This window comes from Alkalihalobacillus sp. NPDC127517 (assembly GCF_050276055.1).
GTDB lineage: Bacteria > Bacillota > Bacilli > Bacillales > Bacillaceae_D > Alkalicoccobacillus.
On record NZ_JBNNQX010000013.1, the window covers coordinates 40,245 to 55,371 of the forward strand.

Annotated in this window: 20 protein-coding genes; 8 read left to right on the forward strand and 12 right to left on the reverse strand. The window is 39.5% G+C overall.

From position 1 onward, the window contains the following. Positions 1–169: 169 nt before the first annotated feature. The gene (locus tag ACQKKO_RS17065; RefSeq protein ID WP_498649312.1) at positions 170–1,129 is read left to right on the forward strand and encodes a LacI family DNA-binding transcriptional regulator; all 960 of its coding nucleotides are present in this window, start codon (positions 170–172) and stop codon (positions 1,127–1,129) included. On the opposite strand, the gene ACQKKO_RS17070 is transcribed toward ACQKKO_RS17065, so the two are convergent. Both ACQKKO_RS17070 and ACQKKO_RS17075 read right to left on the reverse strand, forming a co-directional pair. Continuing rightward, complete coding sequence (locus tag ACQKKO_RS17070) at positions 1,126–1,266, reverse strand: hypothetical protein (RefSeq protein WP_498649313.1); 141 nt, start codon at positions 1,264–1,266, stop codon at positions 1,126–1,128. The genes ACQKKO_RS17065 and ACQKKO_RS17070 overlap by 4 nt on opposite strands. A 14-nt stretch (positions 1,267–1,280) precedes the next feature. After that, complete coding sequence (locus tag ACQKKO_RS17075) at positions 1,281–1,763, reverse strand: hypothetical protein (RefSeq protein WP_498649315.1); 483 nt, start codon at positions 1,761–1,763, stop codon at positions 1,281–1,283. A gap of 42 nt (positions 1,764–1,805) precedes the next feature. Between ACQKKO_RS17075 and ACQKKO_RS17080 the strand changes: the two genes are divergently transcribed. From ACQKKO_RS17080 to ACQKKO_RS17090, 3 genes are all read left to right on the forward strand, one after another. Then, positions 1,806–2,189, forward strand: a complete 384-nt coding sequence (locus ACQKKO_RS17080) for a hypothetical protein (protein ID WP_498649317.1) — start codon at positions 1,806–1,808, stop codon at positions 2,187–2,189. A 274-nt stretch (positions 2,190–2,463) separates the two neighbouring features. Next, entirely contained in the window at positions 2,464–2,916 is a 453-nt protein-coding gene (locus ACQKKO_RS17085) for an OsmC family protein (RefSeq protein ID WP_498649318.1), read from the forward strand. Between the two features lie 15 nt (positions 2,917–2,931). Continuing rightward, positions 2,932–3,228, forward strand: coding sequence for a hypothetical protein (locus tag ACQKKO_RS17090; RefSeq protein ID WP_498649320.1), 297 nt, complete (start codon positions 2,932–2,934; stop codon positions 3,226–3,228). Positions 3,229–3,668: 440 nt separating this feature from the next. Here the strand turns inward: ACQKKO_RS17090 and ACQKKO_RS17095 are convergent, their stop codons facing one another. The 8 genes from ACQKKO_RS17095 to ACQKKO_RS17130 form a co-directional block, all read right to left on the reverse strand. After that, on the reverse strand, positions 3,669–3,914 hold the full coding sequence (locus ACQKKO_RS17095; RefSeq protein ID WP_498649322.1) for a hypothetical protein: 246 nt from the start codon (positions 3,912–3,914) through the stop codon (positions 3,669–3,671). Positions 3,915–4,023: 109 nt separating this feature from the next. Next, positions 4,024–5,007: a tRNA dihydrouridine synthase gene (locus ACQKKO_RS17100; protein ID WP_498649324.1), complete on the reverse strand. Its 984-nt coding sequence runs from the start codon at positions 5,005–5,007 to the stop codon at positions 4,024–4,026. Positions 5,008–5,167: 160 nt separating this feature from the next. Continuing rightward, positions 5,168–6,931, reverse strand: coding sequence for a DUF262 domain-containing protein (locus tag ACQKKO_RS17105; protein ID WP_498649326.1), 1,764 nt, complete (start codon positions 6,929–6,931; stop codon positions 5,168–5,170). Beyond that, positions 6,924–8,231: a DUF262 domain-containing protein gene (locus tag ACQKKO_RS17110; protein WP_498649328.1), complete on the reverse strand. Its 1,308-nt coding sequence runs from the start codon at positions 8,229–8,231 to the stop codon at positions 6,924–6,926. Before ACQKKO_RS17110 ends, ACQKKO_RS17105 begins: the two co-directional genes overlap by 8 nt. 40 nt (positions 8,232–8,271) lie before the next feature. Continuing rightward, positions 8,272–8,697 carry an NUDIX hydrolase gene (locus tag ACQKKO_RS17115; protein ID WP_498649330.1) on the reverse strand — a complete coding sequence of 142 codons (426 nt, stop codon included), beginning with the start codon at positions 8,695–8,697 and terminating at the stop codon, positions 8,272–8,274. Continuing rightward, positions 8,694–9,209, reverse strand: a complete 516-nt coding sequence (locus tag ACQKKO_RS17120; RefSeq protein WP_498649332.1) for a P-loop NTPase family protein — start codon at positions 9,207–9,209, stop codon at positions 8,694–8,696. Before ACQKKO_RS17120 ends, ACQKKO_RS17115 begins: the two co-directional genes overlap by 4 nt. 86 nt (positions 9,210–9,295) lie before the next feature. Further along, positions 9,296–10,672, reverse strand: coding sequence for a 23S rRNA (uracil(1939)-C(5))-methyltransferase RlmD (gene rlmD, locus ACQKKO_RS17125; protein WP_498649334.1), 1,377 nt, complete (start codon positions 10,670–10,672; stop codon positions 9,296–9,298). Positions 10,673–10,773: 101 nt separating this feature from the next. Then, complete coding sequence (locus tag ACQKKO_RS17130; RefSeq protein WP_498649336.1) at positions 10,774–10,986, reverse strand: hypothetical protein; 213 nt, start codon at positions 10,984–10,986, stop codon at positions 10,774–10,776. 165 nt (positions 10,987–11,151) lie between these two features. Between ACQKKO_RS17130 and ACQKKO_RS17135 the strand changes: the two genes are divergently transcribed. The 4 genes from ACQKKO_RS17135 (at position 11,152) to ACQKKO_RS17150 (ending at position 14,261) form a co-directional block, all read left to right on the forward strand. Further along, a complete protein-coding gene (locus tag ACQKKO_RS17135; RefSeq protein WP_498649338.1) occupies positions 11,152–11,802 on the forward strand; it encodes a hypothetical protein in 651 nt (216 codons plus the stop codon). Between the two features lie 64 nt (positions 11,803–11,866). Further along, complete coding sequence (locus ACQKKO_RS17140; RefSeq protein WP_498649340.1) at positions 11,867–13,084, forward strand: MFS transporter; 1,218 nt, start codon at positions 11,867–11,869, stop codon at positions 13,082–13,084. A gap of 95 nt (positions 13,085–13,179) precedes the next feature. Further along, the gene (locus ACQKKO_RS17145) at positions 13,180–13,755 is read left to right on the forward strand and encodes a TetR/AcrR family transcriptional regulator (RefSeq protein ID WP_479826139.1); all 576 of its coding nucleotides are present in this window, start codon (positions 13,180–13,182) and stop codon (positions 13,753–13,755) included. Between the two features lie 92 nt (positions 13,756–13,847). Further along, positions 13,848–14,261: a YozF family protein gene (locus ACQKKO_RS17150; protein ID WP_498649343.1), complete on the forward strand. Its 414-nt coding sequence runs from the start codon at positions 13,848–13,850 to the stop codon at positions 14,259–14,261. Between the two features lie 44 nt (positions 14,262–14,305). On the opposite strand, the gene ACQKKO_RS17155 is transcribed toward ACQKKO_RS17150, so the two are convergent. Together ACQKKO_RS17155 and ACQKKO_RS17160 are read right to left on the reverse strand one after the other, a co-directional pair. Then, positions 14,306–14,584 carry a hypothetical protein gene (locus tag ACQKKO_RS17155; protein WP_498649345.1) on the reverse strand — a complete coding sequence of 93 codons (279 nt, stop codon included), beginning with the start codon at positions 14,582–14,584 and terminating at the stop codon, positions 14,306–14,308. A gap of 11 nt (positions 14,585–14,595) precedes the next feature. Next, positions 14,596–15,114: a YfiT family bacillithiol transferase gene (locus ACQKKO_RS17160; RefSeq protein ID WP_498649347.1), complete on the reverse strand. Its 519-nt coding sequence runs from the start codon at positions 15,112–15,114 to the stop codon at positions 14,596–14,598. Positions 15,115–15,127: the final 13 nt, after the last annotated feature.

The following is a 15,127-nucleotide window of genomic DNA, read 5'->3' on the forward strand; positions in this document are numbered from 1 at the left end:
TCAAGGAGAATCCCTTTTCAGAAATCTGTTGACCTGAAATGCATTTCATATCGTATGCTCAAGGTGCCACTAGTCGGCGAGATTCCTTGAGAAGCGTAACGACTAGTGGTTTTTGCGTCGTTAGTTGAGGTAAAATAAAGCTTATTAAAGGACGTAGGAGATGTTTTTTGTGACGAACATTCATGACATTGCTAAGATGGCTGGTGTTTCTGCTACAACGGTATCTAGAGTATTAAATCATCATCCGCACGTGAATGATGAAACTGTTAAGGCGGTGCAACGAGCCATTAACGAGACGGGCTACACAAAAAACATTCATGCGGTCCATTTAAAAAAAGGCAGAACCAATCTCATTGGGATTGTCGTACCGTTTATGGATCAAATTTATTTCAGCCAGCTTATAGATGGAATTGCCAAAGCTATTTCCAAAACGGACTATCATTTATTAATCATTCAAACTCAATATATTGAAGAAAAAGAGCTTGAAGCGCTAGAGCTCTTAAAAACAAAGCAAATTGATTGTTTAATTTTTTGCTCGCGGAGTGTTCAGGTGGATGTATTAGAAAGCTACAGTCAAAGTGGGAAAATAGTGCTGTTAGAGGATATTCACATGGAGGGTGTTAGCTGTACCTACATGAATCACTATGAATCGTTTTATGCTGCCTTAGCCTATCTATATGCAAATGGTCATAGACGAATTGGGATTTGCCTCAATAGAGAGAGTAGTACAAGCAGCTTGCAACGCAAAAAAGCGTTTGCTGATTTTCTAGATGCACATCAGGTCCCACTTTTAGATCAAGATATTGTGACTGACTGTTTGTACCTTGAGGATGGCACAACTCTAGCCAATCATCTGATACAATCTGCTGCTTGTCCAACTGCCTTTTTAGTGACAAATGACCAAGTAGCTGCTGGACTTTACACAGCAATCGTTCGTGCAGGATGGAACGTTCCAAAAGATCTTGCTATCATTGGATTTGATAATCAATCGATCTCCAAAGCCCTGGATATGACCACTGTGCAGATTCCTTTTAACAAAATAGGGGAACAGCTTATTAAACAAGCCTTAGAGTCTGAAGTGACAAGGCATGAGATTGAGCTTGAGTTAATTAAACGTGCAACTGTTTAAAATAACATGAGGAAGGCATACAGCAAGGCTCCTGCTATTAAGATAAAACCACCAACCATCACAAAACCATAAAGAAAACCCTTTGCCATGGCGAACAAATCAAGAGTCATTTCTTTTAATATATTTAAAATAAACATGGTCCACACTCCTTCTACAAATACCCACCACTCGCTTCTGGTAACTGTTGATACTCAGGTTTTTTATGGATAATTTCCTTATGTAATTCTTTCATGACTTTTTCCCACTCTAATAATTCTTCTGCATGACAAGATGTATTCCAGCTAAGATGATGCTCTTGCTCATTAACAGTCATCTTTAGCTCATATTTATCATATGGTTCTTTACATAAAGGACCAATAGCCTTTGACAGTTCAAAAAGATTTGAGTCTTTAAATAGATCATATGTCTGTAGTAGTTCTTCTTCAGTAAACGTAAGTTCTGTTTCGGCTGTTCCATTCGAGATCAGATCCTTTATATAAGTATGATCGTACGTATTAAGCTCGTTCTTAAGAGCGACCCCATATTTTAACGAGAACGCAAAATCATCTGGCATCTTTTTAGGGAGCGTCTCGTCAGAAAATTGGCATCCAGTTAAAATAAAGATGAGAAATGGAAGGTAGAGTACTCTTTTCATTTGTCTTATCCCTTCAATAGTAGATTAAAGGAGAGCTGTCCTTTGGATTTATCAAGTGCACTAGCAATTATTGTTATGAGCTTATTTATTCTAGTTGCCGTCTTCCAATTCCTTCTTGCATTTGGATTCCCCCTTGGAGAATATGCTATGGGTGGCTATCATCGGACTTTGCCTACTAAACTTCGAATCGTGAGTGTGGTAAACGGTATTGTGCTACTCTTTATGGGAGCGGTGTTTCTGATGAAAGCTAAGGACTTAGACACTCTTAACTTCCTTCCTAACACAGTTCTAGCATGGATGTTCACAGGGTTTCTTGCCTTAAATACGATGGGTAACCTATTTTCTCAAAGCAAAAAGGAACGCGTAGTTATGACACCTTTGTCGGGACTGTTGTTTATCTTGTGCTTAATTATTGCGTTGTCTTGATTTCAGACGACGCTTCTTCATCTCAGCCTCATAGGTTAGAACTCCATTGGCCGCTTTAACGTCCACCCACCCATTCTCATACTGGTCTGAATCATCTCAAGGGAGATACAACTCCCACAATCTCTTCCTCTCCTTACTAATCCAGTCCTTAATCTACATTGGCTCACTCACCCCAATATCTATAAACTATTCGATAGGATTCGCCTTTTTTCCTCTTCATTTCTAATATGATAAACTGAACGTACTGAACGATGAGAATGAAGGAGGCATAAACATGGCAGAACATAGCTTTCACTTAAAAGCCAACTGGCCAGGCTTACGTAATGATGTAGGAGACATTGAATCAGGAAATCTCGTGACGAAAATCTCTATCCCTCCTGAAATGGATGGCCCCGGAATTGGGACAAACCCTGACGAAATGCTACTTGGTGCCGCAGCCACATGTTACATTATTACACTCGCTGCCATGCTGGAGCGCAGTAAGCTGGATAAAGCCTCTCTCACTATGGAATCCGAGGGAATTGTAGATGTCACAAAAGGCGTTATTACCTACAAAACTATTATTCATAGACCAGAAGTTGTACTAACTGCAGAAGCCACCGATAAAGACATTCAGCTTGCTCACAAGCTTGCAGAAAAAGCAGAAACCTCTTGTATGATTAGTCGTGCCATTCAAGGAAATGTAGAAGTAAAGCTAGAAGCGAAGATAGAGAAAGCAGAAAAATAGAGGAGGCTAATGACGATGAACATTACATTACTCGTATTTTTTCACTCGATCGATAACGCAAAGCAGGAGCTCATGAGCAAAACGTATCAATCAGACATTCGCCCAGTAGTAGGAGATATCATACATGATCCCGGGTTCCACCCGCAGTTTCATAATGGCTATGAAGTTTCGAAGGTTACCATTGATTACTCTAACAACGAATGTCTTGTTTCCCTGTCGCCGTTGGCTATCGAGCTGCAAGAGATTTCGTATGAGGAATATCAGGAGCATTTAGCTGCGCATGGCTGGAAGTCGGTTGAGCGGGAGAAGTAGGATTGAGAAAGTAATCGTGGGCTTTGGGCATTCTGAGTTTTTTTGAGCATGGAGTGTGGTTTTTGAGCATCGGCCATGCTTTTTTGCGCATTCTCGGCTTTTTTGAGCATCAGCCATGCTTTTTTGCGCATTCTCAGCTTTTTAAGCATCAGCCATGCCTTTTTGCGCATTCTCAGCTTTTTTGAGCATCGGCCATGTTTTTTTGCGCATTCTCAGCTTTTTTGAGCATTGGCCATGTTTTTTTGCGCATTCTCAGTTTTTTTAAGCATCAGCCATGCCTTTTTGCGCATTCTCGGCTTTTTCGAGCATCGGCCATGCTTTTTTGCGCATTCTCAGCTTTTTCGAGCATCGGCCATGCTTTTTTGCGCATTCTCAGCTTTTTTGAGCATCGCACATGCTTTTTTGCGCATTCTCAGCTTTTTTGCGCATCCTATACCCCATCAACTCCCTCTTTCCAATCTCTCCTTCTTCAACAGCCTCTGCTTCTCGCGTATTTCCTCTTCCTTCAGCTCTTTAAGCTCGACCAACTCTAGCCAAATCAGATAAAGCAAAGTAATTGGTGTACAGATAATGAAACTCGCTCCAAGCGTTAACAAAATATTTCCGAAGAGACCGAAATAAGTTAAAACAACCTGTAAAAGCGTAAATATCGTTACAACGACGATTCCATATATCACGTATAACATGGCTCTTGCTACCTCCCATCAACATATGTTACTTCTTATTCCACATAAACGTATTTATTCCTCTTCCTAAAAAAAACAGCGCACCCTCAACTTGGGTACGCTGTTTCAATTAATCCTGTAAGACTTCCTTCTGTTCTTCTACTTTAAATGCATCCAATAACACACGAACTTCATCTGTAGATTTTGCATTCATAAGCTGATTTCTCAGTTCCCCTGCCCCGCGGAAATCGCGAACGTAGATTTTAAAGAAACGATGCAGCGGCTTAAACGCGCGTGATTCAATTTCATGATACTGATCATGAAGATCTAACTGCATTCTAAGAAGCCCTAGCAATTCCTCGCTTGTGTGCTCTTTCGGTTCTTTTTCAAACGCATACGGGTTGGTGAAGATCCCACGCCCGATCATCACACCGTCGACACCATACTTCTCAACAAGCTCCATTCCCACTTGACGGTTCGGGATATCCCCATTAATCGTTAATAATGTGTCTGGCGCAATCTCGTCACGGAGCTTTTTAATTTCAGGAATAAGCTCCCAGTGCGCATCCACCTTACTCATCTCTTTGCGCGTACGAAGGTGAATAGACAGGTTCGCAATATCTTGTTTGAAGATGTGTGTTAACCAGTCACGCCACTCTTCTACATAGGTATAGCCAATTCTTGTTTTCACACTGACAGGCAGACCACCGGCTTTAGCTGCTTGGATCAGCTCTGCTGCTACCTCAGGACGACGGATGAGGCCACTGCCTTTCCCGTTCCCAGCGACATTTGCCACTGGACAACCCATGTTTAAGTCGATGCCTTTGAAGCCCATTTCAGCCATACCGATACTCATTTGCTTAAAGTACTCAGGCTTGTCTCCCCAAATGTGCGCAACAATCGGCTGCTCATCTTCGGTAAACGTTAAACGCCCGCGAACACTCTGCTTTCCGTCTGGATGACAGTAGCTTTCAGAGTTCGTGAATTCCGTAAAATACACATCAGGAGCAGCGGCATGTGCGACAACATGACGGAACACAACATCCGTCACATCCTCCATTGGTGCTAATATAAAAAATGGTCGTGGTAAGTCACGCCAGAAATTTGTACTCATTGATTCATTCAGATCCTTTCATCTATGAAGCTGTGCATTTATCGATTGTATCAAACTCTCATAATCCTATCACAAAGCGGGTTTCACTAAAAGAACCCCGAATTCGATTTTACCGAAATCAGGGTGTGTCTCGCAAGTGTTTTTTGGATAGTAAGTGTCTTTACGACTCTTTACTCTTCATTAAAATATTGAACATTCCATTTTTGTGTTGAGCCGCAACTTCTTCTGTCCAGTTTCCATCGTTGAGATGAATTAGTTCTTTCATTATGACTAGCTTCAGACTCTGTTCAATCATTTTAGGATAAGAGTTGATCTTACCTCCTGGCGGCAAGTTTGAAAACCTTGAGTTCCCCGAAACCGTAATTAACGCAAGATTTCCGAACCCATCAAGATCTTCCTTCTCCCAACGCTCTCCTTCAAATGGATTTTGAGGGTAAAAGTGTTCGATGGAATTTCTAAACTGAAACTGCCAGTCATCACGCATCGGTTGAATGATTTCCTTTTCACCTAGTTTATAACCATCTCGATATAAAAGATAATCTAGATACGAGAACGCAATACGATCATAACCAAAACCATTTGTTTGCATAATCTTTGACTGCCTAACTCTTCTATCACAATACGACTCTAAAAGATGAGTCAAATCAGCAGATTCATCTTCTAAAAGTTCTGCTAAAACAACTGAAATCCAATGCATCGCTTTTGGAGATGTATAGGTAATACGCAAACATGATTGTAGCGTACGCAATTGTTTATTGTTCTGGCCATCATCCTCACCAAAAGTCGCAACATAAGCCGCCTTTTTGCCGTTTCTCTTAATCCTTTGAAGCGACCATCTTCCTGTTTCTTTGTAGTCTCTAGCGTATTCTCGTTTTAAAATGTATTTATCAAACAGCACTCGAAGCTTTAGCATGTGGAAGAGAAACGCTCTTGCATGTTCGGCACTTGTCCAAGCAGTCGAGATATGATCTAAGAATTGCTTGTCATCAAGCGATGAGTCTCCATCACTCTGTCTATACAACACATTACTGACATGTAGCAAAAAGTTTGGAAAGGAAACGGTTGATTCAAAGCGTTCATTTCCTTCATCAATATCTTCTTTTTTCTCAGAATGAGTTTCTATACCGCCCTCTAAGATATCCTTAAGTGAACGGAATGATTGATCCTCGTCAGAGCTCGCCAGGATTTCATTGATTGAACCAAACTGATTGATTGAATGATTCAGGCTCGTCCAATCATCTGTAAATATCTTTTTCCGTAACTCTGATCGTACATTCATCTGCACATAAGAGTCCATATCAGAACACAGATCCCAAATCATCGCACCCGTATTCTTCTCATCCTCTGTATCTAATGCTTCCAGGACCTTTGCTTTTGCAATTTCGTGAAGTTCCAACTGCTCTCCACGTGTATTCATCACTTCGAAATAATGGTTCAAATCAATATTTCGTGGGACTTGAATTTGAATTAAAAAGACCTTTTCCAGTCTTTTAATAAATTCATCCTTATTAATCTGATTCACTTTAAAATAATGTTCAATGACGTGATAGCCTTCTACCATTTCCGAGGAAATTAATTCATCTGGTATATCCCCCTCTGATTTCAATAAGTTTAACGTACGATTTGATCGCTCCCGGGCTTCAAAGCTTAATGTACCTTTAGCAACTTTCATTTCAAGATAGGTTTGTAATAGATACAGAGTCGTCAACCTTTGTTGGCCATCAATGACCTCATACTCCTGGTGATCCCTTTGGTTGAGAATTAGATTTCCAAGAAAGTATGTGCCTTCAGCATTTACAATGTCTTCTATTAACTGTTCAATTTGCAATGCTCCCCACGCATAATTGCGCTGATAAACCGGAACCACATACCGTATATTAGTGAATACATCGGAGACAGGTGTCTTTTCTAACTGTTTATTCATTAGGCAACCACCCATTCCATTTTCTAAGTATTTCATAGAGATCTTTATACTTATCGTTGATCCACTTTGGTCGGTTCAACACGACCAATTGCAGCTCACCTGGCTGATCCATCTCGTTCATTCTCGCAAACAGATCAAGTCCTTTATTCACTTCATCATGTCTTCCCCGAGCATATTTATTAATCGTTTTTACGGACACAGCGGTCATCACCACTCTTAATGAATAACACCACGTATACAGCTTACGCATAACTCCTTTGTTTAAATGATCCAAACCAAAACGATCTGCGAAAAACAATAGGGAACACTCGAATAATTGTTTTATGTAGAGATTTCCCGTTCCGCCGATAAGAATTTCGTCATTTGTAAACTCTTTACGAATAAGCATACGTACTTGTTCAAGCAACTTACTATAATGATTCACATAGTGAAAAAAGCGTTTCCCAGCTAGAATCGGTTGAGTGAGTTGGAATTGGTTTAAGGCATCTGTTGCAAGCAGCTCACGACTACCGTTTGAGTTAAACTGTTCAACAAAAAGGTGACTTGATTTATGATACATTGCGTATTGATACAGAGCGTTTGGCTTAGTCCCTTTGAATGTATTAATCTTATTCGTTGAGTAATATAAGCCACTTTTTCCTCTGTACCACCGAGATAACGGATATAAATAATTTGTGAATAGAATATGTAAGTCCGCTTGATTCATTTGTTCCCACTGATTAATGATATCGATCTTCTCGACTACTCTCACATCATTCATTTCCCTTAAATGATACGATTTTAGGAGATCATGAGGGGCTAACGCTTTCCCGCGAGAGTTCTGTGAATCAAAAAATTGAAAGGCTTCTTGTTCATTATCTGTCACAATTTGCACGGTTGTTACATTATCCAGCAAATACCTTTTGTAAGCCTTTCGTTCATTCAAATGTAGTTCATTCACTAGATTCTTAAGGATTTGAAAGTTTAAATGAATAGACTTTGCTGAGCCGCTGAATTTCTCGTCTAACAGTTTCAGTTCCAGTTTCCCTTCCTCTGTAAGACAGTATAAGAGAATAGATAATGTAGTTAACCTTTGCTGCCCATCAACAATATTGTATCGATTACGATCCTGATGCAAAATGACGGAGCCCAACCGATACTCCTCTAACCCATTCCTAAATGCTTGATATGTATCTTGAAATAATAGATTTGTAGATTTTACGCTCCATGAATATGGGCGCTGATAAGTAGGAATTGCTATAGGCATGTTTAGTAAATGTTTCAGAGGTGTGATGCGAAGTTCTTCATCTATTAATGTCATCTGTCATCCCTTCCAATGATCTAACATTGTTTCCACATATTCAATAGCAGTGATCATTGTTAGTATCGGATGAAATTCCTAATAATTGAACCTTTCGTGCAACCTCTCTTGGCCTCACATCAAGTTTATCCAGATCATCTATAGAAACCCACAAAGGAACATATTGACCTTTGTCCTTCACTTTATTCGTGAATTCAACACCTCTTCCTGTGCCAAACGTACCTGAAACCATCTCTGCTAAGTAGAAGTACTGCGTTCCCTGCCACTCAACAGTTGCCATAAGTTCTTTAATACGAACCACTAAACCTAGCTCCTCATATGCTTCTCTTACCGCAGCTTCCTCTGATGTCTCACGTTCTTCAATGCCCCCACCTGGAAACACATAATATGTATCATTTTCTTTTATTCGTTTAATTAGAGCAACCTTTTTATCATTAATAAGCACAACAGATCCACGATCCCTCATTTCCTTAGCCTCGATTCAATAAGATCCCTCGCATCAGCATTACTATTAAGAATCACTACTTTATCTTTATACTGCTCTAGTAAAATCAAAATATTTGGCTTACTCTCTTTCTCAAAATAGATATTCCATTTAAACATATTCAAAAACATCTTCACTGTAGGATCATAATTTGCTTTCTCGACTCCTACTTTTTGTCGAATGTACCGTTTAATAATTCGGTAATTCCTGATCCAGTAAGGTGTGTCTAAAAAGATAACAAGGTCCGCCTGATCTAAACTCGGTCTCACCCATATATGATGGACACCTTCTATAATCCATTGATCTAACTGTAAAGTGTTAGATAGGTACGTATCTCTTTCTTCCATGCTTCTTTTTATATCTCCACTACCTTCAACTCGTTGCCATACCATATTATCGAGTTCGTAATGCTGGATGCCTGTTTGCGTGGACAGTTTCTTTGCAAAAGTTGTTTTACCACTTCCTACTGAGCCAATGATGTGGATTTTTTTCATTTAATCCTCCTCTTGTTCATCTTTAATCAAAAAACGCCACTCCGAATTACAATCGGGAGCGGCATTCTTGATGAAATTAATTGTTTCTAGTTAGACAGCTCCATCTCCACCACACACTCCACATGCGTCGACTGCGGAAACATATCCACCGGCTGCACTTGCTTTGTCTTATATCCACCTTCTTCAAGCACTTTCAAATCTCGTGCTAGTGTAGCTGGGTTACAGCTGACGTAGACAATTCGCTCTGGTTTCATTTGAAGCATGGTGTTGAGTAGCTTTTCGTCACAGCCTTTTCGTGGTGGGTCAACAACCATGACGTCTGGGCGGATGCCTTGGGCGGCCCACCATGGGATGACGTTTTCGGCTTCGCCTACTGCAAAGTCGGTGTTTGTGAATCCGTTTAGTTCGGCGTTGCGCTTCGCATCGCTGATGGCTTCAGGAACAATTTCGACTCCGTAGACATGCTTTGCTTGCTGGGCTAAGAACAGCGAGATGGTTCCAATGCCGCAGTATGCGTCGATCACGGTTTCTGATCCGGTTAGATTTGCGTACTCTAAGGTCTTGTCGTAAAGGACTTTGGTTTGTTCTGGGTTGACCTGATAAAAGGATCTGGCAGAGATCGCGAATTTGATGTTTCCAATGGAATCGTAGATGTATTCTTCGCCCCAAAGAACTTTTGTTTTATCTCCAAAAATAACGTTTGTGCGTTTTGGATTGATGTTTTGCACAATCGACCTTACTGATGGAAAAGCTGAACGGATTTCTTCGATGAGGTTCTTTTTGTTTGGTAGAGCTTCATCACGGGTCACAAAAACCACCATTAATTCGCCACTTTGACGACCATAGCGAACAACCACATGTCTTAAGGTGCCACGGTGTTTGTCTTCGTCATATCCACGGATACCATACTGATTAGCTAGTTCTTTTACCTTTTGTACAATCTCATCGTTATGTTTGTTTTGAATGATACATTCTTCCATATCAACAATGCGGTGGCTTCGCTCCTGGTAAAATCCTGCGATAACTTCTCCGTCACGCTCACCGACTGGTACTTGTGATTTGTTACGATAGCGCCAAGGCTCGTCCATTCCGAGTGTTGGAAGAACGGGAACGTCGGTGATACCTCCTAATCGTTCAAGAGCATCCTGAACTTGCTTTTGCTTATAGCGCAGCTGACCAGCGTAGGACATATGCTGCAGCTGACAGCCTCCGCACTGGTCGTAGATTGGACAGGGTGCTTCGGTCCGGTCAGGACTTGGCGTATGAATCTGCATCAAACGTGCAAATCCATAGCCTTTACTTGTTTTTGTAACCTTTACTTCACAGGTTTCACCGGGCAATGCTTTAGGAATAAACAATGTGTACCCCTCATGCTTGGCAACCCCTGCTCCTTGGTGACTTAAGTCAGTTATGGTTACATCTAGTGTTTGATTCTTTTGTACGGGTGGTGTGATTTTACTCATCTATGTTAATTCCTTTACTTCTAAATTTGATCGTATCGTTATTTTAGCATGAATGGAAATCCGTTGATATAGCGTAGGATTCCATTTCATCAATCGGGAACTTATGGATTTTTAAGGAGTTTCCTTTTTGAGAGCTTCTTCATTTCAACTGTACCTACAATACTACTTATCATGCCAATAACAATACTAGTCGTCATTATTTTAGCCACATAATAAATTCCTGTTCCAGAAATACAATCGATAATGATGAAATTTCGTATGGTTGAACCTTTTATACTGTAAAACACGGTTTGATCCTTGTTGCTTTTTGACATCATTCCCCCTCCTTCCCACTATGGTATGTCGATGAAATTTGTCCAATAACCGCCAATTTTGACATTAAATTAATATAAGTCTAGAAGCTTTACAACGATCTTCTTTTTATGTATGATCTGAAATACAGACCGATCAGTCGGTATAATATAAAAAGGATGATTAAAGTGACTAAAACGACCAAAAACCTGCTTGTTTTTTTGGAAAAACATCATTATAACCCTCTTGTGTTGAAGAAAGCAGAAAATTTAGCTAAGGCCTTTAACACAACGATAGATATTGTGATTATGTTTGATGTGTATGAGGAAGATCAAGAAGACGAATTACAATTTATTCAAAGTGAACTAGAAAGCTTCTCAACTACTAGTCAAGTGACTAAGGATATTTGGTTTGAAGAGTTAAGGAGTGAGTCAGACTATCTAAAGATTTTGAAGGAGAAATACAAGCTCAAAGCGTATTCTCAACTCCTGTCGGTAAACGAGGAAGAACATTTTCTAGATACCATGATTTATGGTTCTGTGAGTCAAATGGTTCAAAGGCATTTTCCAGAAAGTGATTTGCATCTCCTTTCAATTGATCTACTACCATTTAAGAAAGACGAATTTGAATCTGGGAAAACTGCTTATTTGAATGAAGAGGTGAATGGTGATCTTACATTAGTTTGCACGCATAAACCTAATGAGAATTCTGGACTTTATTTTAGAAGACTTTCAACTGATTTTGAGAACGGACTATTCCTTCCCTCAATTAAAAATGGGACCGAGGTATATAAAATAGTTGATCGTATCGCTATTGAGAAAATAAAGCTTGAATCATAAACTATTAATAAAAATTTACACCTCATAGACCGATCAGTCGGTTTTTGTTGAAAGGGATATAGATATGGAAACAAACACAAACCAGTCATTATTTAAAAATAGAACCTTTGTATTAATACTGTTGGCAGGGATCTTTGCAGTGATGGGCTTTAGCATGTTCTTAACAACAACCACATGGTATGTCGTCACCGAACTGAACATGCCAAGTATGTTAGGCATTGTGTTAATAGCAGCCACTGTTCCAAGGTTAATTATGATTACGTATGGCGGTGTGCTAGCAGATCAATATAAGAAAACAACGATTATGTTCAGCACAAATTTAATTCAAGCCATCCTTATGTTCGTGATCTACTTGCTGATTGCGAATAATTCTATGACTGTATCTTTATTGCTTGTTCTTGCTGCCATATTCGGCATGCTGGATGCATTTTTCGGACCTGCTAGCTCATCGATGGTTCCGAAGATTGTTCCGAAGAGTCAGTTGCAACAAGCGAATGCCTACTTTCAAGGTGTGGATCAAATTGCCTTTATCATTGGACCCATTCTTGCTGGAATAATGATGGAAACACGAGGCGTTTCTGATAGTTACTTTGTAGCAACGGTCTTAATACTTGTTTCAGCTATTTTTGTCTTCCCTCCATTAATTAAAGAAAAAGCCGTTGAATGGGTTCAAAGACAAAGTCCACTTAAAGAGTTAAAAGAGGGATTTCATTTTGTACGCTCTTCGGGATTTTTGGTAACTGGAATTCTTGTATTAGTCGTTTTAAATTTCTTTGTTTTTGGGTCGTTGCACATTGCAATTCCGTTACTAGTCGATGTACATGGTGGAAGCCCGATCAATTTAAGCTATATGGAAGTTAGTTTAGGTGTAGGCATGGTAGTTGGTACTCTCATACTGAGCTTTATAAAAATAAAAAGAAAAGGATTCGCTTCACTCATCGGTTTATTCTCTACCCTTGCTTTCTTTTTCATTTTTAGTTTACTTCCCAACTTAACGTTACTAACGATCCTCTTGTTTGTCATTGGTTTCTCGATGGCGTTTGTATTCATTCCTGTATTTACACTGGCCCAAGAGAATACGGAGGAGCATTTAATGGGTAGGGTAATGAGCCTCATCTTTCTCGCGATGAATGGATTTGATCCAATTGCTTATGGAATGGTTAGTGGATTTGTTGCGACTGGACTAAACATACAGATCGTTCTCCTGGTGTCTAGTATCATTGGACTTACTGCTACCGCCATTATCTTCTGGAGAGGAAAAGAGTTTAAGCATATTAGTTAGCTAACAACTCGCAAAGTCTAGTTATGAGCAGCCACATTTGATACGATAAGAATGTGGCTGTTCTTATAAGGACATATATGAAGGACTGAGGTTAAATGGACAAAAAGGTGAATTTGAAAGATAACATCATATTAGCTGCTCGAGAGCTATTTAACTCAAAAGGGTATTCTGAGACCTCGATGAGTGAAATAATCAAAAAAGCAAACACAAGTAAAGGTAATTTATACTACCATTTTGAAAATAAAGAGACACTCTACCTCTCCATATTGGAAGAAGACTTGAACAAATGGTTAAATGACTGGCAGAAATACAACAAATCAGAAGAGAAAAATGTATTATATACACTCGCCAAATTCTTCTCAAAAAACAGCCTAAACAGCTTTTTCCATCAAGCAACAGAAGAGTTCTATGCTAGTTCATTTAACTCGGAACAAACAACAGCGAGAATGAAAGAGATTGATGAGACTTATCTAAATTTCTATACAGAATTAGTAAAGGACTGCCAAGAAGCTGATCTGATTGACCGGAAGGAAGATCCAAAAGTCTTAGGATTTATATTAATGTCTCAATTTGTGAGTATAAATTATAAAGAATACTACGGAAACGAGATTGAATCACATACTCTTCTTAGAAAAATGATTGATATTTTTCTAAACGGTGTTGGAACGTGAGAAATGAATTAATTGATGCTATTAACACTGCCTCTTTTTCTGAATAACTCCTCTCTATTTAAAGATACTAAGTAAAAACGGAGGGATTTATTTTGAAAAAAATCATGATAGCATTAACCTTAATCGTTGCTTTGCTTTCACCCCAACTTAACCCAATTGCATTTGGAAAAGAAAAGACAATCAAGACGGATGAGTGGTCTTTAACGTATGAATTGGTGAAGGATGAAAAATCAGACAAGTACAGGCTATTTGATATTGAGCTCTTGAATACTGGTAAAGAGAAAAACGATGTGCAAATCTTTTCCTTTAGAAATGAGCCAAATAAATCATATGATTATGGCTTGAGTTTTGGCGATGATATCGGAGTCGCCGCAGAAGATGCGACCTTCTCCTTTTCAGGTATGCCTGTTAGTAATCAAAAGGAAGTAAAGGAATTCGAGATCATTGTCGTGTGGAAAGTCGACGATCGAAAGTTTAAGGAGCTTTTTGTGATTCCGAACTTATAAAAAGAAGCAATCGTGTGAATAACCCACATGATTGCTTCTTTTTCTTATTTAACAAATCGCTTAAACAGCGTAATAAACGAAGCCATCAGCCCAACAAAGAATAGGATTGACCCAATAACCAAAATCTGCTGGATGTGAGTAGAACTTCGCAATTCAAATTCGCTAAAATCCACGCCGTCTTCTGGAAATCTATCTACGTAACTATTTAACCAAGTATCTGACATCCATAGTCCTATATTCGTACTGGCTAATATGAAGATTAATCCTAGAATGATCAGGACAACACTACCGTACATAAAATTCTTAAACATGTTTTGATCCATCACGTTTCCCCCTACCAGCCCATGCGTTTTCGCAAAGCTGTAATATGAGCGATATGATGATTGCCATGCCAAGCATACATTCCAATTGCAGCAGACAATTTCACTCCACCACTATCAGGATGAAGGAAGGAACGATTTAATTCATTTGAATCAAGCGAATACAACAGTTTTGTCCAGCGTTCATGTAGAGAATCGAGTAGACCTAATGAACACTCAATCGGTAACTTAGAGTCAGGCAACTCTGCCCACCTATCTTCAAAATAAGGACGTATCGTTGGTACTTCTTCAGTGAGAGCCCATTTAAAACGAATGTATGAATTCATATGGCTGTCAGGTATGTGATGGACAACCTGTCTAAGAGTCCATCCATCTGGGCGATAAGGGGTATCAAGCTGTGCATCAGATAATCCTTCTACTGCCTTTCTGACGTTGATTGGAGCCATCTCCATTTCTTTAATCCAATTCGAAGTCTGCTCTGAATCTATGACTGTTGGTTCCACAAATGGCCCAATTGGATAACGGAGATCCATAAGCTATTCCTCC

Bases quoted from the DNA above. Each gene is read 5' to 3' on its own strand.
- ACQKKO_RS17075 (WP_498649315.1), bottom strand. From the start codon at position 1,763: ATGAAAAGAGTACTCTACCTTCCATTTCTCATCTTTATTTTAACTGGA.
- ACQKKO_RS17160 (WP_498649347.1), bottom strand. From the start codon at position 15,114: ATGGATCTCCGTTATCCAATTGGGCCATTTGTGGAACCAACAGTCATA.
- ACQKKO_RS17140 (WP_498649340.1), top strand. From the start codon at position 11,867: ATGGAAACAAACACAAACCAGTCATTATTTAAAAATAGAACCTTTGTA.
- ACQKKO_RS17085 (WP_498649318.1), top strand. From the start codon at position 2,464: ATGGCAGAACATAGCTTTCACTTAAAAGCCAACTGGCCAGGCTTACGT.
- ACQKKO_RS17145 (WP_479826139.1), top strand. From the start codon at position 13,180: ATGGACAAAAAGGTGAATTTGAAAGATAACATCATATTAGCTGCTCGA.
- ACQKKO_RS17105 (WP_498649326.1), bottom strand. From the start codon at position 6,931: ATGAATAAACAGTTAGAAAAGACACCTGTCTCCGATGTATTCACTAAT.
- ACQKKO_RS17115 (WP_498649330.1), bottom strand. From the start codon at position 8,697: ATGAGGGATCGTGGATCTGTTGTGCTTATTAATGATAAAAAGGTTGCT.
- ACQKKO_RS17155 (WP_498649345.1), bottom strand. From the start codon at position 14,584: ATGGATCAAAACATGTTTAAGAATTTTATGTACGGTAGTGTTGTCCTG.
- ACQKKO_RS17110 (WP_498649328.1), bottom strand. From the start codon at position 8,231: ATGACATTAATAGATGAAGAACTTCGCATCACACCTCTGAAACATTTA.
- rlmD (WP_498649334.1), bottom strand. From the start codon at position 10,672: ATGAGTAAAATCACACCACCCGTACAAAAGAATCAAACACTAGATGTA.
- ACQKKO_RS17120 (WP_498649332.1), bottom strand. From the start codon at position 9,209: ATGAAAAAAATCCACATCATTGGCTCAGTAGGAAGTGGTAAAACAACT.
- ACQKKO_RS17100 (WP_498649324.1), bottom strand. From the start codon at position 5,007: ATGAGTACAAATTTCTGGCGTGACTTACCACGACCATTTTTTATATTA.
- ACQKKO_RS17095 (WP_498649322.1), bottom strand. From the start codon at position 3,914: ATGTTATACGTGATATATGGAATCGTCGTTGTAACGATATTTACGCTT.
- ACQKKO_RS17090 (WP_498649320.1), top strand. From the start codon at position 2,932: ATGAACATTACATTACTCGTATTTTTTCACTCGATCGATAACGCAAAG.
- ACQKKO_RS17070 (WP_498649313.1), bottom strand. From the start codon at position 1,266: ATGTTTATTTTAAATATATTAAAAGAAATGACTCTTGATTTGTTCGCC.
- ACQKKO_RS17130 (WP_498649336.1), bottom strand. From the start codon at position 10,986: ATGTCAAAAAGCAACAAGGATCAAACCGTGTTTTACAGTATAAAAGGT.